The sequence below is a fragment of the Methanomassiliicoccales archaeon genome (genome assembly GCA_013415865.1).
Taxonomy (GTDB): domain Archaea; phylum Thermoplasmatota; class Thermoplasmata; order Methanomassiliicoccales; family UBA472; genus MVRC01.
This window is the reverse complement of record CP058896.1, coordinates 1,027,752-1,053,789: the sequence shown is the minus strand read 5'-3', so window position 1 is coordinate 1,053,789 and position 26,038 is coordinate 1,027,752. Positions and strand designations below refer to the sequence as shown.

At 53.3% G+C, this 26,038-nt stretch carries 26 protein-coding genes; 18 read left to right on the top strand and 8 right to left on the bottom strand.

All coding sequences use genetic code 11. From position 1 onward, the window contains the following. The first annotated feature begins 45 nt into the window (after positions 1 to 45). Positions 46 to 144 carry an LPXTG cell wall anchor domain-containing protein gene (locus tag HPY73_05170; protein ID QLH74891.1) on the top strand — a complete coding sequence of 33 codons (99 nt, stop codon included), beginning with the start codon at positions 46 to 48 and terminating at the stop codon, positions 142 to 144. 3 nt (positions 145 to 147) lie between these two features. Here HPY73_05170 and HPY73_05165 read toward each other — a convergent pair whose 3' ends face one another. The 3 genes from HPY73_05165 to HPY73_05155 all read right to left on the bottom strand — a co-directional run bounded on the left by HPY73_05165 (position 148) and on the right by HPY73_05155 (position 3,132). Continuing rightward, complete coding sequence (locus HPY73_05165) at positions 148 to 1,326, bottom strand: acetyl-CoA C-acetyltransferase (GenBank protein QLH74890.1); 1,179 nt, start codon at positions 1,324 to 1,326, stop codon at positions 148 to 150. 88 nt (positions 1,327 to 1,414) lie between these two features. Next, on the bottom strand, positions 1,415 to 2,755 hold the full coding sequence (locus HPY73_05160; GenBank protein QLH74889.1) for a DUF1743 domain-containing protein: 1,341 nt from the start codon (positions 2,753 to 2,755) through the stop codon (positions 1,415 to 1,417). Between the two features lie 14 nt (positions 2,756 to 2,769). Further along, complete coding sequence (locus tag HPY73_05155; GenBank protein ID QLH74888.1) at positions 2,770 to 3,132, bottom strand: hypothetical protein; 363 nt, start codon at positions 3,130 to 3,132, stop codon at positions 2,770 to 2,772. Positions 3,133 to 3,225: 93 nt separating this feature from the next. Between HPY73_05155 and HPY73_05150 the strand changes: the two genes are divergently transcribed. Then, positions 3,226 to 3,576 (top strand): hypothetical protein, encoded by a 351-nt coding sequence (locus HPY73_05150; protein ID QLH74887.1) that lies wholly within the window; start codon positions 3,226 to 3,228, stop codon positions 3,574 to 3,576. A 39-nt stretch (positions 3,577 to 3,615) separates the two neighbouring features. Here HPY73_05150 and hflX read toward each other — a convergent pair whose 3' ends face one another. Then, the gene (gene hflX / locus HPY73_05145; protein QLH74886.1) at positions 3,616 to 4,890 is read right to left on the bottom strand and encodes a GTPase HflX; all 1,275 of its coding nucleotides are present in this window, start codon (positions 4,888 to 4,890) and stop codon (positions 3,616 to 3,618) included. Between the two features lie 274 nt (positions 4,891 to 5,164). Here hflX and HPY73_05140 point away from each other — a divergent pair, with 274 nt between their 5' ends. Further along, positions 5,165 to 6,403, top strand: coding sequence for an ORC1-type DNA replication protein (locus tag HPY73_05140; GenBank protein ID QLH75680.1), 1,239 nt, complete (start codon positions 5,165 to 5,167; stop codon positions 6,401 to 6,403). A 3-nt stretch (positions 6,404 to 6,406) separates the two neighbouring features. Here the strand turns inward: HPY73_05140 and HPY73_05135 are convergent, their stop codons facing one another. After that, entirely contained in the window at positions 6,407 to 7,291 is an 885-nt protein-coding gene (locus HPY73_05135) for a S26 family signal peptidase (GenBank protein QLH74885.1), read from the bottom strand. 105 nt (positions 7,292 to 7,396) lie between these two features. Here HPY73_05135 and HPY73_05130 point away from each other — a divergent pair, with 105 nt between their 5' ends. The 10 genes from HPY73_05130 (at position 7,397) to HPY73_05085 (ending at position 16,389) form a co-directional block, all read left to right on the top strand. Next, positions 7,397 to 7,849 (top strand): cytidine/deoxycytidylate deaminase family protein, encoded by a 453-nt coding sequence (locus HPY73_05130; protein QLH74884.1) that lies wholly within the window; start codon positions 7,397 to 7,399, stop codon positions 7,847 to 7,849. Positions 7,850 to 8,077: 228 nt separating this feature from the next. Continuing rightward, on the top strand, positions 8,078 to 8,398 hold the full coding sequence (locus HPY73_05125) for a hypothetical protein (GenBank protein QLH74883.1): 321 nt from the start codon (positions 8,078 to 8,080) through the stop codon (positions 8,396 to 8,398). 9 nt (positions 8,399 to 8,407) lie between these two features. After that, complete coding sequence (locus HPY73_05120) at positions 8,408 to 10,435, top strand: V-type ATP synthase subunit I (GenBank protein ID QLH74882.1); 2,028 nt, start codon at positions 8,408 to 8,410, stop codon at positions 10,433 to 10,435. 3 nt (positions 10,436 to 10,438) lie between these two features. Further along, complete coding sequence (locus HPY73_05115; GenBank protein QLH74881.1) at positions 10,439 to 10,660, top strand: V-type ATP synthase subunit K; 222 nt, start codon at positions 10,439 to 10,441, stop codon at positions 10,658 to 10,660. A gap of 33 nt (positions 10,661 to 10,693) precedes the next feature. Further along, positions 10,694 to 11,251: a hypothetical protein gene (locus tag HPY73_05110; protein QLH74880.1), complete on the top strand. Its 558-nt coding sequence runs from the start codon at positions 10,694 to 10,696 to the stop codon at positions 11,249 to 11,251. A gap of 4 nt (positions 11,252 to 11,255) precedes the next feature. Beyond that, the gene (ahaC, locus tag HPY73_05105; protein ID QLH74879.1) at positions 11,256 to 12,320 is read left to right on the top strand and encodes an ATP synthase A1 subunit C; all 1,065 of its coding nucleotides are present in this window, start codon (positions 11,256 to 11,258) and stop codon (positions 12,318 to 12,320) included. Then, a complete protein-coding gene (locus HPY73_05100; protein ID QLH74878.1) occupies positions 12,320 to 12,616 on the top strand; it encodes a V-type ATP synthase subunit F in 297 nt (98 codons plus the stop codon). Before ahaC ends, HPY73_05100 begins: the two co-directional genes overlap by 1 nt. 9 nt (positions 12,617 to 12,625) lie before the next feature. Beyond that, positions 12,626 to 14,359, top strand: a complete 1,734-nt coding sequence (locus HPY73_05095; protein QLH74877.1) for a V-type ATP synthase subunit A — start codon at positions 12,626 to 12,628, stop codon at positions 14,357 to 14,359. After that, on the top strand, positions 14,360 to 15,742 hold the full coding sequence (locus HPY73_05090) for a V-type ATP synthase subunit B (protein QLH74876.1): 1,383 nt from the start codon (positions 14,360 to 14,362) through the stop codon (positions 15,740 to 15,742). A gap of 14 nt (positions 15,743 to 15,756) precedes the next feature. Next, positions 15,757 to 16,389 (top strand): V-type ATP synthase subunit D, encoded by a 633-nt coding sequence (locus tag HPY73_05085; protein ID QLH74875.1) that lies wholly within the window; start codon positions 15,757 to 15,759, stop codon positions 16,387 to 16,389. Positions 16,390 to 16,517: 128 nt separating this feature from the next. Here HPY73_05085 and HPY73_05080 read toward each other — a convergent pair whose 3' ends face one another. Then, positions 16,518 to 17,975: a DNA-directed DNA polymerase II small subunit gene (locus HPY73_05080; protein ID QLH74874.1), complete on the bottom strand. Its 1,458-nt coding sequence runs from the start codon at positions 17,973 to 17,975 to the stop codon at positions 16,518 to 16,520. A gap of 56 nt (positions 17,976 to 18,031) precedes the next feature. Between HPY73_05080 and HPY73_05075 the strand changes: the two genes are divergently transcribed. Beyond that, positions 18,032 to 18,415, top strand: a complete 384-nt coding sequence (locus HPY73_05075; protein QLH74873.1) for a hypothetical protein — start codon at positions 18,032 to 18,034, stop codon at positions 18,413 to 18,415. Next, positions 18,412 to 19,182: a sugar phosphate isomerase/epimerase gene (locus HPY73_05070; GenBank protein QLH74872.1), complete on the top strand. Its 771-nt coding sequence runs from the start codon at positions 18,412 to 18,414 to the stop codon at positions 19,180 to 19,182. Before HPY73_05075 ends, HPY73_05070 begins: the two co-directional genes overlap by 4 nt. 1 nt (position 19,183) lies before the next feature. Here the strand turns inward: HPY73_05070 and HPY73_05065 are convergent, their stop codons facing one another. Continuing rightward, complete coding sequence (locus HPY73_05065) at positions 19,184 to 20,458, bottom strand: CPBP family intramembrane metalloprotease (protein ID QLH74871.1); 1,275 nt, start codon at positions 20,456 to 20,458, stop codon at positions 19,184 to 19,186. Positions 20,459 to 20,635: 177 nt separating this feature from the next. Here HPY73_05065 and HPY73_05060 point away from each other — a divergent pair, with 177 nt between their 5' ends. Then, positions 20,636 to 20,890, top strand: coding sequence for a hypothetical protein (locus HPY73_05060; GenBank protein ID QLH74870.1), 255 nt, complete (start codon positions 20,636 to 20,638; stop codon positions 20,888 to 20,890). 22 nt (positions 20,891 to 20,912) lie between these two features. Here HPY73_05060 and cyaB read toward each other — a convergent pair whose 3' ends face one another. Continuing rightward, entirely contained in the window at positions 20,913 to 21,455 is a 543-nt protein-coding gene (gene cyaB / locus HPY73_05055; GenBank protein QLH74869.1) for a class IV adenylate cyclase, read from the bottom strand. Between the two features lie 65 nt (positions 21,456 to 21,520). Here cyaB and cobO point away from each other — a divergent pair, with 65 nt between their 5' ends. Continuing rightward, positions 21,521 to 22,048: a cob(I)yrinic acid a,c-diamide adenosyltransferase gene (cobO, locus tag HPY73_05050; GenBank protein QLH74868.1), complete on the top strand. Its 528-nt coding sequence runs from the start codon at positions 21,521 to 21,523 to the stop codon at positions 22,046 to 22,048. Between the two features lie 175 nt (positions 22,049 to 22,223). Beyond that, a complete protein-coding gene (locus HPY73_05045) occupies positions 22,224 to 25,991 on the top strand; it encodes a type IV pilin N-terminal domain-containing protein (GenBank protein QLH74867.1) in 3,768 nt (1,255 codons plus the stop codon). Positions 25,992 to 26,038: the final 47 nt, after the last annotated feature.

Here is a 26,038-nt window from a genome sequence, read left to right as displayed (position 1 = left end):
CCCTAGAAGCTCGGCTTAAATACCACTGAATATTATCATGAAATCATGGAGCTGCAGGAGGCCGCGCTGATCGGTCTTTCCCTTTTCGGTATCATTTTGATCGCGGGTATGCTCTGGCTTCTGTTCGGGCGCCGTAGGAGATGATGGTCACTCACGGCGCACGACCATCGATACGGCGTTCCCTCCACCGAGGCACAGTGTCGCCAGGCCTAAGTCCCTCTTCCTGTCGTGAAGCGCGTATATCAGAGAGGTGAGGACTCTGGCCCCGCTGCATCCGATGGGGTGACCCAGAGCGACCGCCCCCCCGTTCACATTGAACTTATCGTCTGGTATATCGAACGCCCTTTTGACCGCGACCGACGCCGCCGCGAAGGCCTCGTTGTGCTCGAAAAGGTCTATCTCTTCCGGCCTCATCTTAAGCTTTGAAAGAAGTTCCTTGGTGGTGGGTATCGGGGCCTCCATGATCCACTCGGGCCTGGTACCTCCGGTGTGATAACCTATTATGCTCGCCAAAGGCCTGATGCCCCTCTCTTCGGCAAATTTTCTTGATGCCACCACGAGGGCGGCCCCTCCATCGCTCAGCTGCGAGGAGTTACCGGCGGTGACCTGCCCTCCTTCCTTGAAGGCGGGCCTCAGCTTGGCCAACGCCTCCATGGTCGTGTCTGGCCTGATGCCCTCATCGACCTTGAGGACGGTGTCGCCCTTCTTCGACCTGATGACGTAGGGCACGATCTCCTTCTCGAAGCGCCCTTCGACGGTCGCACGTTGGGCTTTCATGTGACTTTGGAGCGATAGCTCGTCCGCCTCCTCCCTTTTTACATTGTGCCTCTCGGCGCATATCTCCGCTGTCATGCCCATGTGGATCTGATTGAAGCTGTCCCAGAGGCCATCGTTCACCATGTGGTCGACGATCTTGTTGTCGTTGAGCCTGTATCCGAACCGCGCCTCTCTCAGAAGATAGGGGGCCTGGTTCATGTTCTCCATGCCGCCGGCGACAAGGACCTCGTGCTCCCCTGCCCTGATCGAGTTCGCCGCGAGCATAACGGCCTTCAGCCCCGAACCACAGACCTTGTTGATGGTGACCGACCCGATCTCGTATGGAAGGCCGGCCTTCACGGCCGCCTGCCTTGCTGGGTTCTGCCCCAGACCTGCCTGCAGCACGTTGCCCATTATGCATTCCTGAATATCCTTCGGGTCAAGCTTGGCCCTGCTCACCGCTTCTCTAATGGTCAAAGCGCCGAGCTCCACGGCCGGCACATCCTTCAGGCTGCCCGCGAACTTCCCTATCGCGGTCCTCGCAGCGCTCAAGATCACAACATCCTGCATTGAAGCATCCTCTCTGGTCCTTTCCAGCCTTTTTCAGCCCGTAGCAAAAGGATATGTGTATAAAATATTGTCGATGGTCCTCATCGACTCATAACGTAATCCTATCATGCTCCGTCTGGCATCTCTTCAGAGGTTTGCTGAGATGCCTTCTCGCGCAGACGGGGGGTTCATACCACCCAGTGGCGATCTTCCTTTCGATCTTACGTCTTTCAGCGGCAGACTCGGGGGCCTTGAGCCTGCATTTCTTGCAACGGTATCCCCCGGCGGTGCCCATCGACTGCATCCTCTTACCACATGTGCCACAGACGGGGTTCGAGACCTTCTCGTACGCATGGACCAGCGCGACTATCTCGAGCTTCTCGATGTTAAGGGTCCTTGGGCTGCGCCTCAGCTCGCCATAGGCCCTGATCCTGTCCCCCACCTGTAACTGCCTTATAACTTCCCTGAAGTCCTTCGATGGCTCATAGGCGGTCATTTCGAGCCTGTGATGGCCTCGGTCCGTGAGCGTGCCTATTACCACATGCCCGCCCCTGATCGTCCTGGGCCCTTCTACGACCGTCGCCTGCACATCATATGAGCGGTCGGGGACCAAACTCGTCCAATTGTGGATTATATGGTCGTCGGTGCCTTGGTTGGTGAGATATAGGAGCCATCTGTCTATCGGCTCCGAGTCGAGGCTGAGCATCGCCGAGGGCAGCACATAGGGGTCATCACCTCTGATCCCGAAGAGCACAGGGCATGGCGTGTGGGGAGATATCGCCCTCCTGCCTTCACATTGGTCGAAGTTGTTGAACGTGGATGTGAACTTCCTGTCCATTTCCAGTACCGACGCGTCAGTAAGGTGCCTTGGCCTCCCCCACCTGTCCCTGGACCTGTAGGCGATGACCTCGAACGTGCGGTCCCGAGGGCGCCAGGACAGGGCGGCGGTCGCGCCTATCACCCCTCTCCCGCCGGCCAGCTCGTACCTCTTGGCACCTATCCTCTCTATCTCCTTAATGACGTCCTCCTTCTCCACGATGTCCCTCACGGCACGCCAATACAGTCGAGGAGAGGGCCTCTTCTCAGTTACGACGAGCCCGGGACTGGCATCCTCCTTGACCCTCGACCACTTATCAAGTAGGAAAGAGCACCTGTCGAGCGCCTCACCTGCCGGGGCGGGCTCTATCATCTTTTGGTAACAATAGACGGGCGTGTCCCTTATCATCCCAGCCAGAGCTGCCTGGCCCTTTCCCCTCCCGAACCTCAACGCAACGGCAGCGTTCCCTCTGGTCTTCCAAGGCACCGCGGGATTGAGCCTTACCAACCTTGGAAGCCCGATGAGGTCGTACTCCCGCATGGCATCGATGACCTCTGTCGCAAGGAACGTGGTGCACATGAACTCCGTGGAATCTGTGTCGTCGAACGCTACGAACATGGTGTCGGCTACCACCTCAGGAATGGGGATTAGATTAAACTTGCCTTGTCACAAGGCTCGATCGCGTCTATGAACATAAAGGGCTCTGCGCCATTGTCCAGATGGCCGGTGATGTAGGCGACGCAAGGAAGCTGGATATCGACCCATGTGCCGTTTGGGCAATATGCTCTCATCAGCTCTCCCTCCTGGTCCCTAAGCTCCAAGAGCTTGCCTCCCCTTGCATCCCTCTGCGTGGTTATCGTGCAGAGGATCTCAAATGGTTTCCCATCGGCGGGCAGATCGGCGAAGTCGTCGGCCTGGCGGGGGGCCATGTCACTGATCAAAAGTAGGGCGAGGACCGAGAGTGTGGCAAGTGCGATGGTCGGCGCGGTCTGGTGTTTGGAGGGGGTCATATACGGTCGATGGATTTTATCAGAAAGGTCGTGTTGGATGCAATCAGACTACCAGTGAAAATCTTGAATAGGGATAAGTCGATTCGCGTCGGCATGGCAAGGCCTGTTTATGTTGAGCATGCTCTTCCATTTGATTGTCTGCTGATCGGGCTTGGTGCTCTCCTGTTCGTGCTTGGGATCCTGGACTTCTATGCGCCAGAACTGTTTGATGTGGGTGGGTGGGGGTATTATCTGGTGTCGATCGGTTTCATCGTTCTTTTGGCGGGGGTTCTCCTTCTTTATGGATATGTAAAAAGGGTCCGCTCGTTCAATAAGATGATGGCGGTGAAGAGCAAGAAGGAGTTTGTTGCGATAAAGGACGAGCTGGAATATACTGCGTGGCGCCTCCCTTCGAGATTCGATGAAAAGGTCGCGAACAAAAAGAAGGAGTTCGACGTGAAATAAGGGGGACCCCTTTATTTCCATTGGAGAGGCTTCCTAATTTCATTTCTCTCCTCTTAGACGTCTTCCACCTGATGCCTTAGCGATCTTCTCGATTTTTCCAACATCTGCCAGATGGCATTTGCCTTTTATTGTGATGTTTTTCGAGTATTCACACGACAGAACGTCGCAGAGGTCAAAGATCCTTGAGACGTTGGATTGTGAATTTGGGAGATTTGGGAGAGATACTGAGATAAAGACGTCCCTTTTGAACCTTGCTTGGATCCTATCCTTAAGCTCTTCAATTCCAATCATTTCCTTTGCAGAGGTTCTTACAATCTCAACATCACCAAGCGATTGGAATATCAAGTTCTCTATATCGAAGTATTGATTTTTATTAGATTTCTTATCTATTTTATTTAATATAATAATTATCTTTTCTTTGTCTATTCTTGGAAGTAGAATCTCCAAAGATACGTTCAGTTTCCTTCGCAGATCATCTAGCGGATCAGAGCAATCTATCACTAGCAACACCAGATCAGAATAAAAGACCTCTTCGATAGTATTCCTAAAAGATTCTATCATAAAGTAAGGAAGGTTCTTTATGAACCCAATAGTGTCAACGATGAGGATATCCTCCCCGCTCAAGGATCTTGTTGTGGTTGATAGAGTAGAGAACATTCTGTCCTCAACCAAAACATCCTCTTTGGTCAACACCCTCATCAAGGAGGATTTACCGGCATTTGTATATCCAGTTAACGTGACGATAAAAAGTTCATTCCTTTCCCTTCTATTCCTCTTTTGATCTGAGACCCTCCTCATCTCTGATAGCTCTCGGTCGATGCTCTTGATCCTCTTTTTGATCAAATCATAGTAAACATCGATGGCATACTCACCCCCTCCCATGAAGCCAGGGTGCTCCCCGGCCTTTGCACTATGTATCCACTCCTTCAAAAGTGGGGCCTCATATTTTAATCTGGCCTTTTCAACCTGAAGTCTGGATTCTTTATTGTTCGCCCTCGTCTTGAAAATATCAAGGATCAACCTTATCCTATCTACACACTCCACCCCCAGCAAACTTTCCAGATTATAATGATGGGACGGCTTCGCCTCTCCATTTATTATAATAGCCTCAACAGGGCTTTCGGCCAACAGCTCCTTTATTTCTTCGACCTTGCCCCGCCCAATGTATAGAGAAGGCTCAGGCCTCTTCCTCCTCTGCACAATTTCGTACACCACCTCATAGCCAGCAGTCCTAGCAAGCTCCTCTACCTCATCGACATCGCGGTCCAAGCTGACCAAGGCCGCCCGCTTTAGGATGGCCGTCCTTTCTTCCAATCACTCACCCGGTCTCCTCAATACCCCTCTTCGATAATGAAGTTTCAACGCCCAAAGACGTTCACATCTCTAGTGGAAATGAAGGGGTAGGGGTTGGATGCCAGAATACCTACTATTTTATTAGTAGAGACCTGCGTTTCCTGTCGAATTCGATGGCCCCGATAAAAATTACCTTTTTATTGGGCAACCCCTTACTATGATTTCCGCTTCTGCGAGCCTCTTAAATCAACTAAACGCTTTCGCCGGGGCGCTCGACGTCATAGAGGTCATCAGGATGGAACCAAATATATTCCAGGCACACCTGGACAGGAAGCAGATATTCAAGAAGAGCAACCGAGAGATTCTGAGGCCATCCTATATACCTGGTGAGCTGCCGCATAGAAAGGAGCAGATAAACTCGCTTGCATCTGTGCTTGTTCCGGCTTTGAAGGGAGAGAGACCCTCTAATATTCTGATCTTTGGAAAGACCGGCACAGGAAAGACCGCCTGCGTGAAATACATCGGGAACGAGATAAAGAAGGCCGATGCGGACAAGGGCCAGGTCACATTCATATATATGAACTGTGAGGTGGTCGATACACCATATGGCGTTCTGCAGAACATCGGCAACCAGTTCATCCAGGACTTCGAGCAGCGGATACCTTTCACAGGATTGAGCATAACGCAGGTCTACCAGATGCTGAGAGACAACCTCGATGAGCAGAGGAGAGTGATAATAATCGCACTTGACGAGATCGATAAGCTCGTCTATAAGAGCGGCGACGACGTCCTCTATCATCTATCGAAGATCAATGATGACCTGAAGAACGCAAGGGTGACAGTAATAGGGATCTCGAACGACCTTCTTTTCACAGACCTTCTTGACCCCCGAGTTAAAAGCCGTTTGGAGGGGGAGAAGATGGTATTCCCCCCGTATAACGCAGAACAGCTTCAGGACATCTTAAGGCAAAGGGCCGCTCTGGCATTCGACGACAACGTCCTTGAGGAGGGGGTCATACCCTTGTGCGCGGCTTTGGCCGCCCAAGAGCACGGCGATGCAAGAAAAGCGCTAGACCTGCTGAGGATCTCTGGGGAGATCGCCGAAAGGGAAGGATCTGAAAGGATATCAGACGTGCATGTCCTGAAGGCCAAGAACAAGATGGAGCTCGACTGCGTGTCGGAGGCGGTACGCACCTTGCCCACTCAGTCGAAGCTGGTATTGATGTGCATCATCCTCAATGAGGAGAAGGGGAACGAGAGGCTCACGACCGGGGAGGTGTATGAGACCTATCGAGATATGGCCAGGCACCTTGGGATGGTGCAGCTGACCCAGAGGCGCATAACCGACCTTATCTCAGAGCTCGATATGATGGGGATAATCCATGCGAAGGTGAAGTCGTTCGGTCGTGGCGGACGCACCAAGGAGATCGACCTGAGCGTCTCGTTGAGCGAGACAAAAAAGGTCCTGGAAGAGGATGACATCTTCCAAGAGCTGAAGCAATACAAACCGAAGAACCAGACGACATTGATCTGACGATCAGGGCCTCTTCGGCCTCTTTTTAGTCCAGGGCACCTTTGACCTTATCCTGGCAACGACGTCTATCCCCCTCCGCTTCAAAAGCACGTCCCCAACCTCAACGGCGATCGGCACTAGGACCATGAGGGCTATGGTCAGGAACAACGCCGTCCAGCTATTATCGGGCACCCCCGGTCCATATGGTCTATATTGTCCAGAGAACCATAGCTTGATCAGCCCGAACCAAGGAAGCTCCGCCTTGGCGGTCCCGATGACCCACTCTTCCAGGACAGGCCCCGTGGAGATGGGGGCCTGAGGGTTCTGGTCGATGACATCATTGTGGTCGCCCTTGGTGATGTAACCACCTCGGCCATAAGATAGAAGGTCGTCAAGATGGATCTCCAAGGTCTCTTTTTTGTAACCAACGCCATAGATGTACAACGTGCCGTCAAGGTCCCACCATCTTCCATCTGATGCACCATCGTGGGACCATTTTTCATTCGGGAGATTGGCCAAGGAAGGAACATCGTAGCTTCCCGACGTCGAATTGAACTCGAGAAGTACTATGGCCCTATGGATGACCGGGGTGAAGCGGTCGGTGCCATCCCGCTTGTACATGACGACGTCCCCATAATCGCCGAAGGTGCGGTATCCAGTGGAATATCCTTCCACATAAGTGACGATGCCACCATCCTCGCCGAGCTCCCTGACAAGTATCAGGTCTCCAGTGTCCATGATTCCAATTTTGCTCCTGTCGTCGGAATGCTGCATGCTGCCCGATTCGACCACCACGAACGGAGGCCATATCCCGCTGTAGAGGAACAGGGCCCCTATGATGATGAGGAAAACGGCGATCGTGATGACGAAGGACCTGACCTCGTCCCAAACCTTCTTTGCGGTCACCATCTATTTACAGCCCGAAGGAACCGTCGCCTTTCTAGATATATTATTGTGCAGGGTTCGCAGGCATTTTTATTATAATGGTACCGCTATCAAGCCGCAGGGGCAAAGATGGACAGACCCGATAACGATACCTATTTCATGCGCATGGCCGACCTGGTCAGCACTCGTTCGACCTGCCTGAGGAGGAAGGTCGGTGCGGTCATCGTCAAAGAGAAGAGGGTGCTCAGCACAGGATACAACGGGGCCCCTAAGGGCCTTAGACATTGTGAAGAGGTGGGGTGCGTCAGGCTCAACAACAACATCGAATCCGGCACAAGACACGAGCTCTGCCGCGGCGTTCATGCCGAGCAGAACGCCGTGATCCAGGCCGCCTACTTCGGAGTGAGCATCAAGGACGGTACGATATACACCACCACATATCCCTGTGTGATGTGCACCAAGATACTTCTGAACGCCGGCATAGCTGAAATAGTCTTCAAGGACGACTACATCGACCCGCTCTCACGGGACATCCTCGCGGAGACCAACGTGAAGGTCAGAAGATGCGACCTTAAAAATTAAATAATTTATTTAAATATATATTATCAATATAATCATAATTACCGGCACCGACAGCATTCCAATATGCATATCGTTTAATCATTTGCTGGCGAATAATAAAATATTCCTCTGAGGAATTGATGACGCCTCTTCATATTCTATCGTTTATTCCGTTTGTCCGTGTCACGACGTAGCAAATGGTTAAATAACATAAATTGATTCGGTGGGGAAATCAGCGGGGAGAGTCCTGTGACTAGGGCTGACACACTTCTACAGATCAAGGACGCCGAAGCAAAGGCGGCCCAGATAATCAAGGATGCTCAGGAAAAACAGAGGGCCATCGTCGCAAATGCAAGGCGCGACGCCATCAAGAGGATCCAGGATGCTGAGGCGAAGATGAGGGAGGACCACGAGAAGGCGCTCGCGACAGAGAGGGCAAAGATCGGGGCTATAAAGGCCGAGCTCATCAACAAAGGCAAGGAGGAGGCGGGCAAAGTCAAGGCCCACTCGGCCTCCAGAACCTCCGCTGTATGTCAGTATCTAAAGGAATCATTCGACAGATCGCTCTGAGGCGCTATCATGTTGATCCCGGAAGAGATGAGCAGGATAATCATCGTCGGTTCAAAAGAAAGCATGAAAAAGACGATAGAGGTCCTGTATAAGAGCGAATCAATTCACGTCATAGATTTTCCTGCGGATGAACAGGGCTTCTCTCTCGGTTCACCATTGCCCGAGTCCTCAGAGGCCTCCAAGAAGCTGCTCAAGCTCCGCGCCCTGGAGAAGGACCTAGGGCTCACCAACGGTCCGGTCAAGGGTACCGTCCCGGTCAGCAAGATCAAGGCGGAGCTTGAGATGTCGATGGAGGAGCTGGACAAGGAGCTCGGAGCGGTCATCGAGGCAAAAGCAAAGGCCGCGGCAAGGCTCAACGAGCTCCAGATCGAGAAAAAGTCCCTTGAACCATTTGTCAAGATCGAGCTCCCCTTAGAACTTTATAAAGGATATTACACGATAGGGGTCATCGCAGGCCATGTCAATGGGGACCCCACCTCCGACATCAAGAAGGTTTCCCCAGACGCGGAGGTCTTCGCCTCCAAGGATGGGAAGAACTTTGCCATCTTCTATCCGCTCAAGGATGCCAACGCGGTCCAGGACATACTAGTTAAAAAAGGGTTCGTGGAGGTCCAGATCCCTTCAGGCAAAGGGATGCCTTCTGACAGGGTCAAGGAGATCGACGAGGAGATCCTCAAGCTCCAAGCATCGCTCGAGGAATCGACCAAGAAGCTCGACGAGATCCGAGAGAAGTTCGGATTGACGGTCGCAGCGGCCGATGAGCAGCTGAGCATAGAGGTCCAGGTGGCAGAGACCCCCTTGCGTTTTGGGACCACCCCCCATGCCTTCATCATCGATGGGTGGGTACCGACCGCCGATGTGGACAAACTAAGAAGAGCACTTGAGGAAGGGGTGGGGGACAAGGTCTTTTTGGATGTTCTGGAGACCGCCAAGAGGTTCGAAGGCCATGCTCACGACACTGGCCACATCCAACTGATCGATTATGGAAAGAAGGACGAGACGCCCTCCAAGCAATCGAACAACAGAACGGTGAAGAAGTTCGAGTTCCTGACCGAGATGATCTCAACGCCTAAGTATAATGAGATAGACCCCTCGTTCGTACTGGCCATTACCTTCCCTCTCTTCTTTGGTCTGATGGTGGGCGATGTCGGTTATGGTATAGCATTCGCTAGCCTGGGCGCCCTCGGTCTCAAGAAGTGCAGGTCCCCGGAATGGAGGACGATCGCCACGATGCTGTTCTTCGGGGGCATATGGGCGATCATTATAGGTTATTTCATGTTCGGTGAAGCGCTCGGTATGCACTTCGAGCCCATGGGAGACGAGCTCACATGGTCCACCTTGTTGCACACGAACATAGACATGCCGTTCATATCTGAGCCGTTCAGCAAACTTCACGATGTGAAGATCCTGCTGTTCATCTCCTTGATGATTGGGTTCGCGCATCTTGCCATGGGCTTTGGCATCGGATTTTACAACAAGACCATAAGGTACGGTCTCAAGCACGCGGTCATGGAGAAATTCTCTTGGCTTCTGATCCTCATAGGCGGATGGTTCCTTCTCATCTATATCATCGATATGCTGGTGGCCCCATTGGATTCTTGGGGATTCCCGCTGTTGGACATGTATCTCTACATATCTTTGGCAATGATCATACCGGGCGTGGTAATGGCTTACCTGGGCGAAGGGGGCGGGGCCCTCCTTGAGCTTCCTGGGCTGATGTCCAATGTCATGTCCTATACACGTCTTACTGCGATAGGGATGTCAAAGGCTGGCCTGGCATTCGCCTTCAACACACTGGCCTTTGAGATAATCATAGACGTCACAAAAGAAGTGGACATCGTTTTTGCGATAGTTGCATTGGCAGTGTTCATCGTCGGACAGCTGATGGTGTTCATCCTTGGGATAATATCCGCGGGCATGCACAGCATCAGGTTGCATTACGTTGAGCTCTTCCAGAAGTTCTACGAGGGCGGGGGGGTCAAGTTCGACCCGTTACGCATCGTGAGAAAGATAACAACCGAAAAAGCAGGTGAGTAAGAAATGGCAGACTTGGGATTGATAGCAATCGGAGCGGGAATAGCGGTCGGACTAACTGGTTTGGCATCGGCCATTGCCGAGTCCTCCATCGGTGCCGCGGCGGTCGGCGCCATGGCCGAGAACGAGAAGCTCTTCGGTAAGGGCCTGATCCTGACAGTTATCCCTGAGACCATCGTCATCTTTGGACTGGTCGTCTCCGTTCTGCTCTGGATCAAGATGGAGTGAACGGGAAGCTGAAAGCTAGCAAGAGGCCGTTCCATGGCATTGGATAATGTAGTTGGACAAATCTTGGACAGCGCGAACAAAGAAGCAGAGAAGCTGATCCAAGAAGCGGAGAAGGAGAAGGCAGCGATCCTTCAGCAGGCCGACGAGAACATCGCAGCGAAAAAGAAGGCCCAGGAGAAGGAGCTCGAGCTTGCTCTGGCCCGTCTGAGACAACAGGAGATGTCCAGTGCCGAGCTCGAGGCGAAAAGGGTCGTCCTAAACGCCAAGAAGGCCGCTTTGGACGAGGCGTTCCAAGAGACGTTGAAGGAGCTTAACTCCATATCTTCGACCGAAAGGGCCAAGGTCTACGGAAAGATCATCACCAAGGCGCAGAGCGTCATCCCTAACCCTAAGGTCTATTGCCCGAAGGGCGACGCCGCCCTCCTTGGAAACGCGATGGGCGTCCGGGCCGTAATCGAGAAGGACATGGAGCCAGGGCTCATTCTCGAGAGCGAGGATGGAACGATCAGCCTCGATTACCGTTTCAAGACGGTCCTGGAAGGCGTCTGGGAAAAGGAACTGAAGAACGTTTCGAACATCTTGTTCGGGTGAACTGATGGCGCTATTGTGGGGTAGGAACAAAGGTAACTATTCATATGCCTGCGCAAGGGTAAAGGCCAAAAAGAGCTTGTTGCTCACAAAGGACAACTACCCCAAGCTCCTGATGATGGACCTGAACGAGATCGGACGTTTCCTTGGAGAGACGCAGTACGAAGTAGAGATGGCCGAACTGGCATCGAAATATGACGGCGTCAACCTTATCGAGCTCGGCACGGCGAGGAACCTCGCAAGGGTCAACAGACAGATCATATCGTTCTGCACCGGCGATCTGAAGGAGACGGTCGAGAAGTACCTCGGCAGGTGGGATTATTGGAACATAAAGACCCTGCTGAGGGGTAAGTTCTCAGGGGCGACCAAGGAAGAGGTACAGGAAGAGCTCATCCCTTCAGGCAAGCTCTCTGAAGAGTACTTGAACCACCTCTACTCCCTTGATACCATCAACGACATCTTGGAGGACATAAGGAAGAGGGCCAACATCGTCCTTCCTGATGATGTGAGGTCGGCGTTCGAGACGAGCGGCACGTTGGGGCCGATCGAGGATTACTTGGATAAATTGTACTACCAGGACCTGATCGGACAGCTCGAGAAGGGTTCAAAGGCCGACAGGATGCTCCTCAGTTTCGTGAGGAAGGAGATAGACAACGTCAACATATTGACGTTATTGAAGCTCAAGCGCGACAAGGTCCCGGTGGACAAGGTAGGAACATACTTCATTGACGGCGGCCAAGAGCTTCCTGTCAAAGAGCTCATAAGGCTGGCATCCACCGAGACGATGGACCAGATGATCTCTGAGATGAACAAGCTCTCGTTCTACGAAGATATAAAAGAAGAACTGGAGACAGTGAAGCAGAAAGGGTCGCTCACAGAGGTCGGCCTGGCCTTGAGGAAGATACAGGCGAAACAGTCGGAGAGGTTCGGGCACGTGTACCCCCTCTCCGTGCTTCCGATAATCGATTACATGATAAGAAAGAAGATCGAGGTCGACAACATCCGGGTCATCGCTCGCGGCAAGCAGAGCGGGCTGGACGTCGAGCAGATAAAGAAACTGCTGGTGGTCTAATGGACGTAGCGGTACTAGGAAACGAGGAGTTCGTCATCGGCTTCCGCCTAGGCGGCGTGAAGAGGACGTACATTCCGGCCCCGGACATGTACGAAAAGACGATATTGGAGCTCATCGCCGACCCGTCCATCGGTGTGTTGGCGATCGATTCAAATGACATTGACAAGCTGAGCCCGACGGCCAGAAAGAAGGTGATGGAGAGCATCGCCCCGGTGGTCGTCATGGTGGGCAGGAAAGAAGGCGACCTTCGCGAGAAGGTCAAGAGGGCAATTGGCGTTGATCTATACAAGACATGAGGGGTTTAAATGGCGAATGAAGGCAAGATCTATAGAGTTGCTGGACCTGTCGTGACGGCAGAAGGGATCTCCCCTAGGATGTACGATGTCATCCTGGTCGGCAAGGAAAAGCTGATGGGAGAGGTCATCAAGATCGTCGGTGACAAGACCGTCATCCAGGTATACGAGGATACATCGGGTGTCTCCCCGGGCGAGCCTGTCATCAACACTGGACAGCCCCTCGTCGCCGAGCTCGGCCCCGGCCTGCTCGGGAGCGTTTATGATGGGATACAAAGGCCCCTCCCGGAGCTGATGGCCGTCATGGGAGACTTCATCAAAAGGGGGGTCGCCGCCCCCGGTCTGGACCGTAAGGCGAAATGGCAGTTCACCCCGACCGTCAAGAAGGGGGACAAGGTCGCACCAGGCACCGTCATAGGTACCGTACCTGAGAGGTCGATATTGCACAAGGTGCTTGTCCCGCCAGGGGTGTCCGGAGAGGTCCAGGAGATAAAACAGGGCGAGTTCACCGTCACCGACACGGTCGCCGTGATCGGCGGTAAGGCAGTAACGATGATGCAGAGGTGGCCCGTCCGTTTCGGAAGGCCCTTCATAAAGAAGATGGCCCCCGACGTCCCGCTCGTCACGGGGCAGAGGATCCTCGACACGCTGTTCCCGCTCACCAAGGGAGGCACCGGCGCCATCCCCGGCGCGTTCGGTACCGGAAAGACCGTCACCCAGCAGCAATTGGCCAAGTGGTCGGATGCCGAGATCGTCGTTTACATCGGGTGCGGAGAGCGCGGGAACGAGATGACCGAGGTCCTTACGACATTCCCAGAGCTGGAAGACCCAAAGACCGGCAAGCCCCTCATGGGAAGGACCGTCCTCATCGCGAACACCTCCAACATGCCGGTGGCTGCCCGTGAGGCATCCGTTTACACTGGCATGACCATCGCAGAGTACTACCGCGACATGGGCTACAACGTCTCTCTGATGGCCGACTCCACCTCCAGGTGGGCAGAGGCCATGAGGGAGATCTCCTCAAGGCTGGAAGAGATGCCTGGTGAGGAAGGATATCCTGCTTACCTCGCCGCAAGGCTCTCTGAGTTCTATGAGCGTGCAGGCAGGGTCGAGCTTCCCGATGGAAGCCTCGGCTCGATCTCCGTCGTAGGTGCGGTGTCCCCACCAGGCGGGGATATGTCCGAACCGGTCACGCAGAACACGCTGCGCATCGTCCGTGTCTTCTGGGCGTTGGACTCAAAGCTACGTGAGAGAAGGCATTTCCCTGCCATCAACTGGCTCACCTCATACTCCCTTTACGCCGGAGGTCTGGACAACTGGTACAAGCAGAATGTCGCAGAGGACTTCCCGGAGCTGCGCAACTGGGCTATGGAGCTGTTGCAGAAGGAGGCAGAGCTCCAGGAGATAGTGCAGCTCGTCGGTTCTGACGCGCTGCCTGAGGAGCAGAAGCTGACGCTCGAGGTGTCGAGGATGGTCCGAGAGATCTTCCTGCAGCAGAACGCATACCACAAGGTCGACACCTATTCCCCGATGATCCGCCAGTACAAGTATCTCAAGATCATCAAGATGTTCAACGACCATGCCCAGAAGGCCTTGGAGGGAGATGTCCCGGTCGACGCGATCTCCAAGATGAAGGTCCGCGCCAGACTGCAGACGGCCAAACTCGAGGAGAACGTTGACCAGATCCTCGACTCCATCCTCGGCGGAGAGCTTGCAAAGGAATTCGAGACCCTGGGGGCGAAGTAAATGACCACAAAGGAGTACAGAACGATCTCGCAGATCGCTGGTCCGCTCGTCTTCGTTGAGAAGACCGAGCCGGTCGGATACAACGAGCTGGCCATCGTCCGTCTGCCGGACGGGACCGAGAAAAAGGGCCAGGTCCTTGACACCTCCGACGACTTCGTCGTCATCCAGGTGTTCGAAGGTACGGCCGGTATCGAGAAGGCCTCGGGCGCGAGGTTCCTCGGCGAGACCATGAAGATGCCGGTCTCCCGTGACATGCTGGGCCGCATCCTCTCAGGGAGCGGTGAACCGTTGGACGGAGGGCCGGCGATAGTTCCTGAAAAGAGGCTCGACATAGTCGGTGCGGCCATCAACCCATGGGCCCGGGACTCGCCATCAGAGTTCATCCAGACCGGGATATCCACCATCGATGGGATGAACACCCTGGTGAGGGGACAGAAGCTACCGATCTTCTCGGGGTCGGGCCTTCCGCACAACGAGATCGCCCTGCAGATCGCACGCCAGGCAAAGGTCCTAGGGGCCCAGGAGGAGTTCGCGGTCGTCTTCGCCGCGATGGGCATAACCAACGAAGAGGCGCAGTACTTCATGAAGGACTTCGAGAGGACAGGCGCGCTGAAGAAGGCCGTCGTCTTCCTGAACCTGGCCGATGACCCTGCGATCGAACGCATCATCACGCCGAGGTTGGCGCTGACGACCGCCGAGTACCTAGCCTATGAACTAGGATACCATGTCCTGGTCATCTTCACCGATGTCACCAACTACTGCGAGGCGCTGCGCCAGATCGGCGCCGCCCGCGAGGAGGTCCCTGGCCGTCGTGGCTATCCAGGATACATGTACACCGACCTGGCCTCATTGTACGAGAGGGCAGGGAGGATCAAGGGAAAGAAAGGCTCCATCACCCAGATCCCGATCCTTTCAATGCCGGGTGACGACATCACGCACCCCATAGCCGACCTTACCGGTTACATCACGGAGGGCCAGCTCGTGGCCAAGCGCGAGCTAGTGCGTGCTGGTATATACCCCCCGATCGACGTCTCCACATCCCTCTCCAGGCTGATGAACGAGGGCATAGGCAAGGGAAAGACCCGAGAGGACCACAAGGCGGTATCAGACCAATGCTACGCCGCCTATGCGGAAGGGAAGGACCTCCGCGGTCTGGTCGCCATCGTCGGAAAGGACGCATTGTCCGAGCGTGACCGCAAGTTCCTTGACTTCGCCGACCTCTTCGAAAAGAAGATAGTCAAACAGGGAAGGGACGAGGACCGCAGCATCGAGACCACGTTGGATATGATGTGGGAGATACTTGCCACGCTTGACGAGAGCTCCTTGACCAGGATCGACCGCAAGTACATCGAGAAATACCACCCGAAGTACAAGAAGGCCTGAAAAGGGGTTGAAGGATGCCGCAGAGGGAAGTGAAGCCGACAAGGTCCGAGCTCCTCGAGATCAAGAGGAAGATCAAGCTCACCAAGTCGGGCTATAAGATCCTCAAAATGAAGCGGGACGGCCTTATCATCGAGTTCTTCAAGATCCTGGAGCAGGCGAAGCAGGTCCGTGAGAAGGTCACGAAGAACTACGAGATAGCGATGGAGAAGATCGCCATCGCCGACGCCGTCGACGGGGTCATCGCGGTGAAGTCCGCCGCCTACGCCCTGAAGACCAAGCCAGAGATCAAGCTGAGGTCCAAGAACGTCATGGGACTGGTCGTACCAGAGATCGAGGCGAACTCCATACGCACGCCCATGGACCAGAGAGGCTATGGCGTCGTCGGGACCTCGGTCTACATCGACGAGGCCGCAAAGGCGTTCGAGGACCTCGTTGAGACGATCATCGAGGCCGCGGAGATAGAGACCACGATGAAGAAGCTGCTGGACGAGATCGAGAAGACGAAGCGCCGCGTCAACGCCCTGGAGTTCAAGGTCATCCCAGAGCTCCAGGAGGCAGAGGCATTCATCCGCCTGCGCCTTGAGGAGATGGAGAGGGAGAACACCTTCAGGCTCAAGCGCGTCAAGCAGAAAGCCGCGAAAGCATGAGACTGGAAGACCTTTACAACACGCCAGAGAAGCGCGCCGAACTGCTGCGCTACTTCTGGATCATCTCTCTTTTCATGATGATACTCGGCTTTTTCTTCATGTTCATCTTCTGGAACGGCCCACCGTGATCACGAGCTGAAGTCCTCCACGTGTACCTGCCCCGTCCCAAGATGGACCAGGATGAGCTTGGCGGGGTCGGGGTTGAAATTATGCATCTTTTGGAAGGTCGTCTGCGACTGCCAGGTCGAGGCATTGATAAGCCTGACCCCGTTGTAATGGTCCACCCCCGCGCCGTGGACATGCCCTGTGACGAAGATGTCCGGGACCCTGTCGATGACAAGGAAGTCCCTCCTCTCCGGGGCCAACGGCGTCCTGCTTCCGTAAATGGTGGCCAGATGCCTCCTCTTGAGCATCTCCTTCATGGCCCGCAACGGATCTGAGTATGATAGTCCCTTAACGGTCGCCATGAGGTCGTCGAAGGACTTGCCGTGGTACGATAATATGCTCCTTCCCTCCACCTCGACATAGGCCGGATTCCCTATCAGCACGGTCGAGGAGTCGAACATCCTGGCTATCTCCCCTGCCAGCGCAGGCTGCGGCTCGGCCGGTCTGACAGCATCATGATTTCCAGGCTGAACGATGACCCTGATGTCGTCCGGGACCTCCTTCAGCAGCTCTGCCAGCTGATAGTACTGCTGGAAGATGTCGTCTATCTCAAGCTCCTCCTCCTGATTGGGGTAGATCCCGATGCCATCGACGCAATCGCCTGGGACGACGAGGTACTGGAGGCCCATGCCCGGCCCCTCGAGCTTGACCCAATCTATCATCTCGTCCCACTGTCTTCTCAGGAAAGTGTTGCTCCCGACATGGACATCGGACATGAAACCGATGACCGAAGAAAGGTCCCTCCTATCCATACCGCTCCCATGAGGAATATCAGGCCTGATGATCGCCGTTGCCAGGAGCTTCTTGTCCCGCGAGGTGGGCCTTCCTATCACCCCGACCACCTCATCCTGCAATATCGAATCGTTGACGAGCCTGGAGTCCCTTGAGATGAGGACCGTCATCCTGCCCGTCTCGTCCTCAATCTCCACCATCCTGTCACCCGAGCTCCAGTCCTTGACCTCATTGACGATGCCGATGACCTTGACCTCCTTGTCGACCGAGAGCCTCCGGGGGTCAAGGGCCTTGTCGACGGTCGTTGCCCCGACCATGTCCCTTCGCTTCAGTAGCAGCCCTTTCAGGGCGGCGAACCTGTCCTGAAAATACTGGGCGAAGCCCTCGACCGTGGCTATGCAGTCTGAGACGCCGGTGACGTCCTTCACCACCACAACGTCCCCGTCGTGGAACTCCCTTACCTCTGAACATTGGGGCACCATCCTGCGCGCCTCGATGGCCGCCCGTCTCTCTATGACGGCCACCTTCCTCAGGTGGTCCATGGTGATTATGAGCGGCCGCTCCTCCATGGCATCTATCGCCCCTCGGATGAAACCAAGGGGGTCCTCCTGGCTACGGATGAACCTCTCGGCCTCGGAATCAAGAAGGAAGCCTTGGCTGGCCAGGGACTCTATCAGCCTGTCGCTCATCGGTCTCGGATACGGGAATCCGTTTTTAATAGTTATTCCCCTTATGACCAGGACATATGATGGTCTCGGTCAGGGCCAAGGTCTACCCTACGGAGGATGCGGAGAAGGTCAGGGAAGCGGTGCTCAACATATTCCCGACGGAGAACGTCGTCGTGGAGGAGGACGAGATCACAGCGAGGCCCACCGAACTTGGGACGTTCATGACGCTCATCCGTCAGCATAGGATACTGGATGCTGTGAGGGGGAGGATGATCGCAGGCATTGAAGGGAACAGGACGACGTTCCATTTGAACAAGCAGGCCGCATATGCTGGAAAGGTGAGCATGGCCGAGGGGTCACCGCCCCTGGGCAACATCACCGTCACCATCGAGGATGACGACATAGAGGCATCTATAAGCCAGATCGCCCCCATGACGGTGGACGGGGAGGTGATAGAATGAACGACAGGATAGCCATATCATCACATGCCCTGACGAGGTTCTCAGTGGAGGAGTCGCTCGCATTTGTGGCCCCCAGGTTCAAGGGCTGGGAGATCGTCGGGGAAGGGGGGCACCATCTTCCGGACATAGAGCCCGCCCTCAGAGCGCTGCTGCCATCATATGACCTCAAGGTCTCGGTGCACACGCCGCTGAGCGATGTCAACATCGGCAGCCTCAACCCAAGGATGAGGGACCAGGCGATGAAGGAGGTCATCAGCTCGATAGAGGTGGCAGGAAGGCTCGGGTTCGGCCCCTTCACCTTGCATCCAGGATTTTACACTCCTCTTGGAATGGTCGACCGAGAAGAGGCGAGGCACGTCACCATCGCCTCTATAAAGGCGATCGATAAAGTGGCAAAAGAGAACAGTGTGACGGTGGCGTTGGAGAATATGCCTGACATGCCCATCTCGATGGTCAAGACGCCGGATGAACTGCTCTCGATGATCGAAGGGACGGAGATGAAGGTCTGCCTTGATATCGGGCATGCGAACACAACGAGGAATATACACGAGTACCTTGGGCTCAAAGACCTGATAGTCAATATACACATCCATGACAACATGGGCAAGTACGATCAACATCTTCCGATAGGCGATGGGAACATCGATTTCGCCCCGATAATCTCCAAGCTCTCGTCATATAAAGGAAGGTATGTGATCGAGGCGAGGAGGCTCGAGGACGCATCAACCTCTAAGGAGAGGCTAAATGACCTCCTATCCCATCATTAGGTCAGTTCTTCCTCTGGCACCTCGTGCAGGTCAACGTACCATCATGGTATCTTGCCTCGGTGTTACCGCAGTACCTGCAGACGAACCCGAACCCGGTCTGGGGGGTGGGCAGGGATGATTGGACGGGCGGCGGGACGGATACATTATATTGATCGACAACAACGGTCCCACCGGTCGTCACTGGCTTTTCTAAGATGATTTCCTTCCCGGTCAAGAACGTATAGACCTTTCCTAGGTAGTAAACGAAGCAGATGAACCCTGCGGCGAGTATCGCCAGCGTAAGAAGGCCTACGGCCACGTCTGCAAGGTCGCTCTCGAAGACATAGGTCGGCATGGCCAAGTAGTCCACGAAGAAGTGCATCATCACGGAGGCGTAGAGGCCGTATCTCAGGAAGAGATAGCCAAGGCCAAGCCCCGACACGAACGTTGGCGCTATCTTCCACAGGTCCCAATTGAAGACATGCGCAACACCGAACATCCCTGCAGAGAAAAAGAGGAAGAAGATCGCCGCCCCCTTAAGCTCGAATCCCCCGCCAAGTAGATATCGGCGGGCAGGCTTGCGATGGCCGGTCACAAGATCGTATAACAAAAGAGGGACCCCGATGTAAAGGACCCTGGTGATGACCTCCTCCCAGATAGAGGCGTTGGCAAGGTCGTACATGATCTCCCATAGGTCCTGGTCCTCCAGACCGGGCGAGGAGGGCTCGACGCCGAACGCCTGGACCAACAGAACGAAGATGACATTGAAGAAGACGACTGCGAAGAAGATCGTAGCTATCACGAACAACGGGCTGTGCCCTCCTTTCGGACGGATGCCCATAAGCTCCTCGTTGAAGGTCCTCCAGCTCTTCCATGTCATGAACGCGAAGGACGCGACGATGCACACCACGATGAAACCGAGGTACAGCAGGAACGCTGGACCGGTCACCTCGAACAACGTCACGATGAATGGTGTGACTATGAAGATGGGAAAATGAAGGCCAGAGTTAGGGGCGATTATTGTTACACCCCAAAGGAGCAGGACGACGTTCAACGCGACCTCGATGAGCACCGCCAATGTGACGAACGCAACGACGATGGCAGCAAACCTTCTGGTCTTCTGCCAGGTCGTCTCCTTTGGCAATGATGAGTATAGGTACGGGCTATATGCCGGCACCGATCGAGGAAGGGACGTACTGGCCCCGCAATATGGACAGAAACGGGAATCTTTTGGGATGGCCCTCCCGCAGTGACCGCAGAAAGGCCATTTTGGCGCGTCCCCACCAGTCTGCTCCATGAGCGCAATCATCCGGAGCGCATTATTTTTAGTTGTCGGTATCACAAGGGAGATACGGACAATGCGATCTTTGACATCTGGCCAATACTTTTACATAACCAAATGAAGAACAGAGCATGGAACCTTTTTATATTCATACAGTTGTTCCAATATAAAGTCCCAAGGGAGGAGAATGATTTGGAAGAGGACAGCAAGGACAAGAATGTGACCTTCGTAACCATCAGCGCTGAGAAAATCCCATTTGGAAGGAACAACTTCATAGAGGTGGCCCGCAAGAGGGCCAAGACGGCGGACGGTGGTGAGAACGAGTTCATTTCGTTGTCCAGGGGCTATTATTTGCCTGATGGGACGGAGCGGTTCAAGAAGTCCGTGACCATCCCGGACGACCCGCAGATAAAGAACTTCGTGATCGAGAAGATCAAGTCGATGTGATCTGGCAGATCACGGCCAACTTTTATTTTTCATTGAAGTACAACATCTCAAGGTAGGAGCGCGTTTCGCTCCCCTCGACGCCCAGCTCCTTTTTTAAATTCCCGATCATGCGAAGACCCTCCTCCACATCCTGCCCCTTATATTCCAGCTCCAGGAAGCAGCCAAGGCCCTCTACGTCGTCGAGACAGATCTTGACATTAGGAAGGTCGAACTCCTCTCTCCACTTCTTTACCCTAAAGGAACCCTCAAAGCCTAATTTTTCTAACAGGCGGCGTGACTCCTCAAAGGGCACATGGAACTCTATCTCCTCTCTAGTCTTTGACCTGCCGTCAAGCTTGGGACCTTTATAGGTCAGGACCTCATCTGCTCCATCCCTGCGAAGCCTGAGCGCCTCGTCAGTCCTGCCGAGATCCCTACATGGATGTTTGAAGTAAAGGTCCTCCTGGACCTTCTCACTGGTCTTTTTACCTCCCAATGAAAGGATTCTCGATAGAACCCCCTCCCGGTCCCTTATCGGGACCTTGACCTCGATCTCCATCACATCTGATGAGATCGTCAAATGCATAGATAAAGCAGAAGGCGTAGGAAATTATATCACATAAGACCGGGATAGAAAGAAGAGGGCATTCCATGAGGTCAGAGCTGGGACTGGTTCACGTTTATACTGGCGAGGGCAAGGGCAAGACGACGGCGGCCCTTGGACTGGCGGTACGTGCGTGGGGGCACGGTCTGCGGGTCTGTGTCATCCAGTTCATGAAAAGCGGGGAGGATTATGGGGAGATAATCGCCCTGAGAAGGATGGAAGGCATCGACGTGTTTCAGTTCGGGAGCGACCGTCTCATAACCAAGGAATCCGTAAGAAAGGAGGACATTGAATTGGCGGAGCATGCCCTGGAGTTCGCCAGGAACGTGCTGTCATCCAATGATTATGATGTGGTGATCCTTGATGAGGTCAATGTCGCCATGTTCTTTGGTCTCATCTCCCCTAGGGATGTGATAGACGTTGTAAGGTCCAGAAAGGAAGGGACAGAGGTCGTTCTGACGGGAAGGAACGCGCCCAAAGAGGTCTTGGACGAGGCAGACCTTGTGACAAGGATGGTGGCCGAGAAGCATCCATACGATGAGGGCGTGATCGCAAGAAAAGGAGTAGAATATTAGGGCCGTGTAAGGTTGCTAGTTCAAACTTCGAAGACGAGAAGTTAGAACATCTGGCATCGTGGTATTTTTTATTCTCTGCTGTAAAAATAAAAACAAATGATTATATAGTCAGATTTCGAATTAATACAATTTAGGATTAGTCTACAATATCTGCTCATACGGGAGGTCCAAAAACATGAGGTGTGGTCCAAAAGGGAGACATAAAAGATCAAAAAGCGCGGTCTCCGACATAATTGGCAATTTATTGATATTGGGCATAACTGTGGTGTTATTCTCAAGTGTGCTCATCTCGGTGATGAACCTCCCAGGGCCACAGAAGCAGACATATGCGGACTTCTCATATGAGCAGCCATTGTTCTATGGGGCCGATGGAGGGACCCCATATGTGATGATAAATGTGACCATGGGCGGGGGGCAGATATTGAACAATGAGGATGTCATCGTGGTCCTCTTCATCAACGATAATCCGCTACGGCTCACGTTGCTCCAGGGCGGTGTAGGCCCCTCTTGGGTCACAGGGGAGACCTGGAGATATAAGGCCACAGGCGTGCTTCCTGATGACAAATTGGAGATAAGCATAATCGACAATACAAACAACAACATCGTCTGGCAGACCAGCCTTGTGACCGGGGTGATAAATCAGGAATATGCTCCGATAATCACAGAAAGAGGCATCGTCCAGTTCCCTCTTTATCAAAATTCTTTAATAACATTCTACTGTAAGGTCGTTGATTTCAATTCAAATCTGAACCTCAACAGTGTGTACGTGGACCTTTCTGGGCTTGGGCTATCAGGGGTAAAATACAAATTGACCTATGACCCAGGGAATGGAACGTTCAGGTCGGCCTCAGGCGTTGTAAAGGCGGACCTTAATTGGAATGGTAAGACAGTAAGGTTCAATGCGACCGACACGACAAATCTAGAGGGATTTGTAGATTATACTGTCGTTGTCTTCAAAGATGAGAAGGGAAATGGAACAATCGGTGGAGGTGGAGGCCCTCCTGGTAATATCGACTACTCCGCGCTCCAAGGATTCAACATCTTTGAGCTCAACGATTGGATTGAAAATGCATTTAATGCCACACCAAGAAGGATATTCGCATACACCGAGAGCGTGGCGGTCGTCGTCGTGAGCAAGTATCTGGTCAACACACAGAATGAGAATCTCTTCCAGGTGATAAACGGGACCACGAAATTGCCATATTCGGCGGTCTCAACGCCCAATGTCAAGTTCGTGCCCTATCTTTACGTCTCTGGTTATTATGTGTACCTAGCCACCTTCAACACGACCAATCTGCCTTACATGTCGTCATATTATTACGTGACGGCATCCCTGAAGGACAATTGGGTCCCCAACAACCAGTTCGTCATGAATGACATGATATTCGTTGCCGTCCCTGGAGGTTCGCAGACGCCTACGTACCCTGTATTCAGGACCTACAAGGACAGTGCATACACGATCCCATGTTCAGACTTCACGACCTACGACCCGACCAACAACGTGATATATGTCGAGATTTTGAATTACAACGGTAATGCTTGGGACCCGTACACAGGGGATGTAGAGATCAGAGATTTCTTCTGGAATGCCCAATTGAAAAAAGCACCAGCATACGATGCTACCAACACCCCATTGAGCAAGTGGAATGGACCCGTGAGCAACCTATGGCAGATAATTCAGCAAGCACCTCCTGGGAAATACCGTTTTGCGATAAACCTGAACAACGTGACCGATGGGAAATCGTGGATACCAGGGAAAAACGCATATGCATTGAGATATGATATGTTCAAGGCAGGCACCGAAAAGAGCCTCTTGAGCAAGATAATCAACATAACGGCCCCATCCATCAAGTTGGACATCACTATAGGAAGCCAACCGACCGGCAATGCCAGGTTCGCCACCGCAAATGCATTGTATTATTACGAGAACGAGAACCAATGGTATCCACCCCAGCTGCTTGAGACCGGAAGCACAGACAAGAAGTACTACAGCCCGACCGTCTTCTTGGTGAGGGCAGGGGACATGAACGGAGATAACAAGACCGATCTGGTGGCAGTGTTGCAAGATGGGAGCACTGACATAATCTACCTCTATGTGTATTATAACTTCCAGAGTTCCTTTGGTGGAGGATGGATAAAGTCACAGATTGCAATTTTGTCTAGCATACCAACAGATATAGCCATCGGGAACATAGATTTTGACAATGATGCCGATGTGGTGCTCAGCTATGCAACCACCGGTATTCTGCACATCTATAGGAACGATGGGGCATGGACGAGAACATCCGTCTCATTGTCGGGAGTCCAGAAAGTAATATTGGCGGATATGGACCCAGCAGGTACGGCTGGGAATGACCCGAGCAGGTCCCAGGACATCATAGTCAGCAGAACTGGGGGAACAATAACCGTCCTTAAGAACCAGTTCGGAAATGGTGTGACCTGGGTACAGCAAAGCCTTAGCTCCACCGGAACGGCCTTGATCGATTTCTGGGCACAGGCAGAATATAACGTCACAGGTACGGTGACGAACAACTACTTGAGCACGACAAGCCCGATCCAAGATGATGGGGTCTATGAGCAGATCAGAGAAAACATCACATATCGCTATGCGCAAACATTCCCGACATTGAAAGGTCCAAATAACGAGGTGAGCGATGAGCTTGTACAATTGAGGTATAGGGACGACATCGTGCCAATAGAAAGCGCCTTCACTGTAAATGCTGGAAGCACGGCAGAGGTCATAGCTTGGGACTCGACCGGTCTTCAGGACGACCTTGTGCCTTTCAAGGTCACGCTCAAGGTCAGATACATGACCGATGAAGCTTATGGAACTACTGGAGATTATCTCATATGGACCAATAAAACGGGTGCGGTTATAAATACCATACAGATCGAGAACACAAGTGGTGCCTGGGTCGAACGGGAGTTCAATATGACCCCCTACGCAGGGACACTTGCATCTGCGTTAACGACCGCCAAACTGAATATAACCAACACGAACACCAATGGGGCGGCCATCAATTTTGATTATTGGTGGATCAATGTAACTTGGAAGACTGGTGACTCCCTTGAGCATATATGGCAGTTCACATTGAACCCGGCCTCGAGCGGGAACCATCAGTTCCAGGTGTATGCGTTAAGGTCACCCAGCATCGATGGGGACAATTTCGTGTTCTATTATTCGACCAGTATAGCCGGTCCATGGACGCAAATTACTTCCGCCACGATCGGGACCAGCCTCCCGATGCAACCTTATACAGGGTCGATACCAGGGACCGTATCTGGTACAGTCTATATACGCGTGAAGGACCTAGGAGGAGTAACGACCTCCAGCCCAGATCCAAACTATATCAGGATAGGTCAAATGAAGATCCTGACGACCGTTTCTTCAACGGCAATCGGTAGCAGCATACTGGCGATCAACGTGGCCGACATGGACCAAGATGGGGACCTCGACATATTGGCCGTCGGTATGAAGACGGGCAATAGAGGTCAGGCGTATGTGCTTTACAATGGCCCAGGAGATATATTCCTGCCTTCTAATATAGTCGCTGTAAGCTCTGCCGATGCTCAACTGTATACGGCCAGATCAATAACAGGTGGAAAATATTTCTCACCATATGGAAAGGCATATCTCGATATCGCAGTCTGCACCAGCTCTAAGATACTCTTCATCAACCAGACCGAAAAATCGACAAGGACCTATTCAGGGCTGCTGTCCTTCAGCTTTTCGAACACGTATGGGAATTTCATGAAGATGGTCGGTGCAGACATTGATGGGAATGGCAGGGACGACCTCATAGCCTATACAGATTCAGGCTACCTGCTCGTATATGCCAACTACCTAGGAAGACAGAGCGCTTCTGGATGGCAGATTTATGTCGTTGACAATCTCGGGGCTGGCATGGTCAACGATGTGGATGTGAGCAAGTTCGCACCTTAAATCAATTCAGGGTGCCAAAAGCACCCTTTATATAACTTATTATCAAC

What these genes read in the sequence shown, in the direction of transcription:
- HPY73_05140 (QLH75680.1), top strand. Translation starts at nt 5,165, where the DNA reads ATGGAACCAAATATATTCCAGGCACACCTGGACAGGAAGCAGATATTC.
- cobO (QLH74868.1), top strand. Translation starts at nt 21,521, where the DNA reads ATGAGGTCAGAGCTGGGACTGGTTCACGTTTATACTGGCGAGGGCAAG.
- cyaB (QLH74869.1), bottom strand. Translation starts at nt 21,455, where the DNA reads ATGCATTTGACGATCTCATCAGATGTGATGGAGATCGAGGTCAAGGTC.
- HPY73_05075 (QLH74873.1), top strand. Translation starts at nt 18,032, where the DNA reads ATGATGGTCTCGGTCAGGGCCAAGGTCTACCCTACGGAGGATGCGGAG.
- HPY73_05165 (QLH74890.1), bottom strand. Translation starts at nt 1,326, where the DNA reads ATGCAGGATGTTGTGATCTTGAGCGCTGCGAGGACCGCGATAGGGAAG.
- HPY73_05065 (QLH74871.1), bottom strand. Translation starts at nt 20,458, where the DNA reads ATGGAGCAGACTGGTGGGGACGCGCCAAAATGGCCTTTCTGCGGTCAC.
- HPY73_05090 (QLH74876.1), top strand. Translation starts at nt 14,360, where the DNA reads ATGACCACAAAGGAGTACAGAACGATCTCGCAGATCGCTGGTCCGCTC.
- HPY73_05130 (QLH74884.1), top strand. Translation starts at nt 7,397, where the DNA reads ATGGACAGACCCGATAACGATACCTATTTCATGCGCATGGCCGACCTG.
- ahaC (QLH74879.1), top strand. Translation starts at nt 11,256, where the DNA reads ATGGCGCTATTGTGGGGTAGGAACAAAGGTAACTATTCATATGCCTGC.
- HPY73_05135 (QLH74885.1), bottom strand. Translation starts at nt 7,291, where the DNA reads ATGGTGACCGCAAAGAAGGTTTGGGACGAGGTCAGGTCCTTCGTCATC.
- HPY73_05095 (QLH74877.1), top strand. Translation starts at nt 12,626, where the DNA reads ATGGCGAATGAAGGCAAGATCTATAGAGTTGCTGGACCTGTCGTGACG.
- HPY73_05170 (QLH74891.1), top strand. Translation starts at nt 46, where the DNA reads ATGGAGCTGCAGGAGGCCGCGCTGATCGGTCTTTCCCTTTTCGGTATC.
- HPY73_05120 (QLH74882.1), top strand. Translation starts at nt 8,408, where the DNA reads ATGTTGATCCCGGAAGAGATGAGCAGGATAATCATCGTCGGTTCAAAA.
- HPY73_05070 (QLH74872.1), top strand. Translation starts at nt 18,412, where the DNA reads ATGAACGACAGGATAGCCATATCATCACATGCCCTGACGAGGTTCTCA.
- HPY73_05115 (QLH74881.1), top strand. Translation starts at nt 10,439, where the DNA reads ATGGCAGACTTGGGATTGATAGCAATCGGAGCGGGAATAGCGGTCGGA.
- HPY73_05100 (QLH74878.1), top strand. Translation starts at nt 12,320, where the DNA reads ATGGACGTAGCGGTACTAGGAAACGAGGAGTTCGTCATCGGCTTCCGC.
- HPY73_05155 (QLH74888.1), bottom strand. Translation starts at nt 3,132, where the DNA reads ATGACCCCCTCCAAACACCAGACCGCGCCGACCATCGCACTTGCCACA.
- HPY73_05085 (QLH74875.1), top strand. Translation starts at nt 15,757, where the DNA reads ATGCCGCAGAGGGAAGTGAAGCCGACAAGGTCCGAGCTCCTCGAGATC.
- HPY73_05045 (QLH74867.1), top strand. Translation starts at nt 22,224, where the DNA reads ATGAGGTGTGGTCCAAAAGGGAGACATAAAAGATCAAAAAGCGCGGTC.
- HPY73_05150 (QLH74887.1), top strand. Translation starts at nt 3,226, where the DNA reads ATGGCAAGGCCTGTTTATGTTGAGCATGCTCTTCCATTTGATTGTCTG.
- HPY73_05110 (QLH74880.1), top strand. Translation starts at nt 10,694, where the DNA reads ATGGCATTGGATAATGTAGTTGGACAAATCTTGGACAGCGCGAACAAA.
- HPY73_05080 (QLH74874.1), bottom strand. Translation starts at nt 17,975, where the DNA reads ATGAGCGACAGGCTGATAGAGTCCCTGGCCAGCCAAGGCTTCCTTCTT.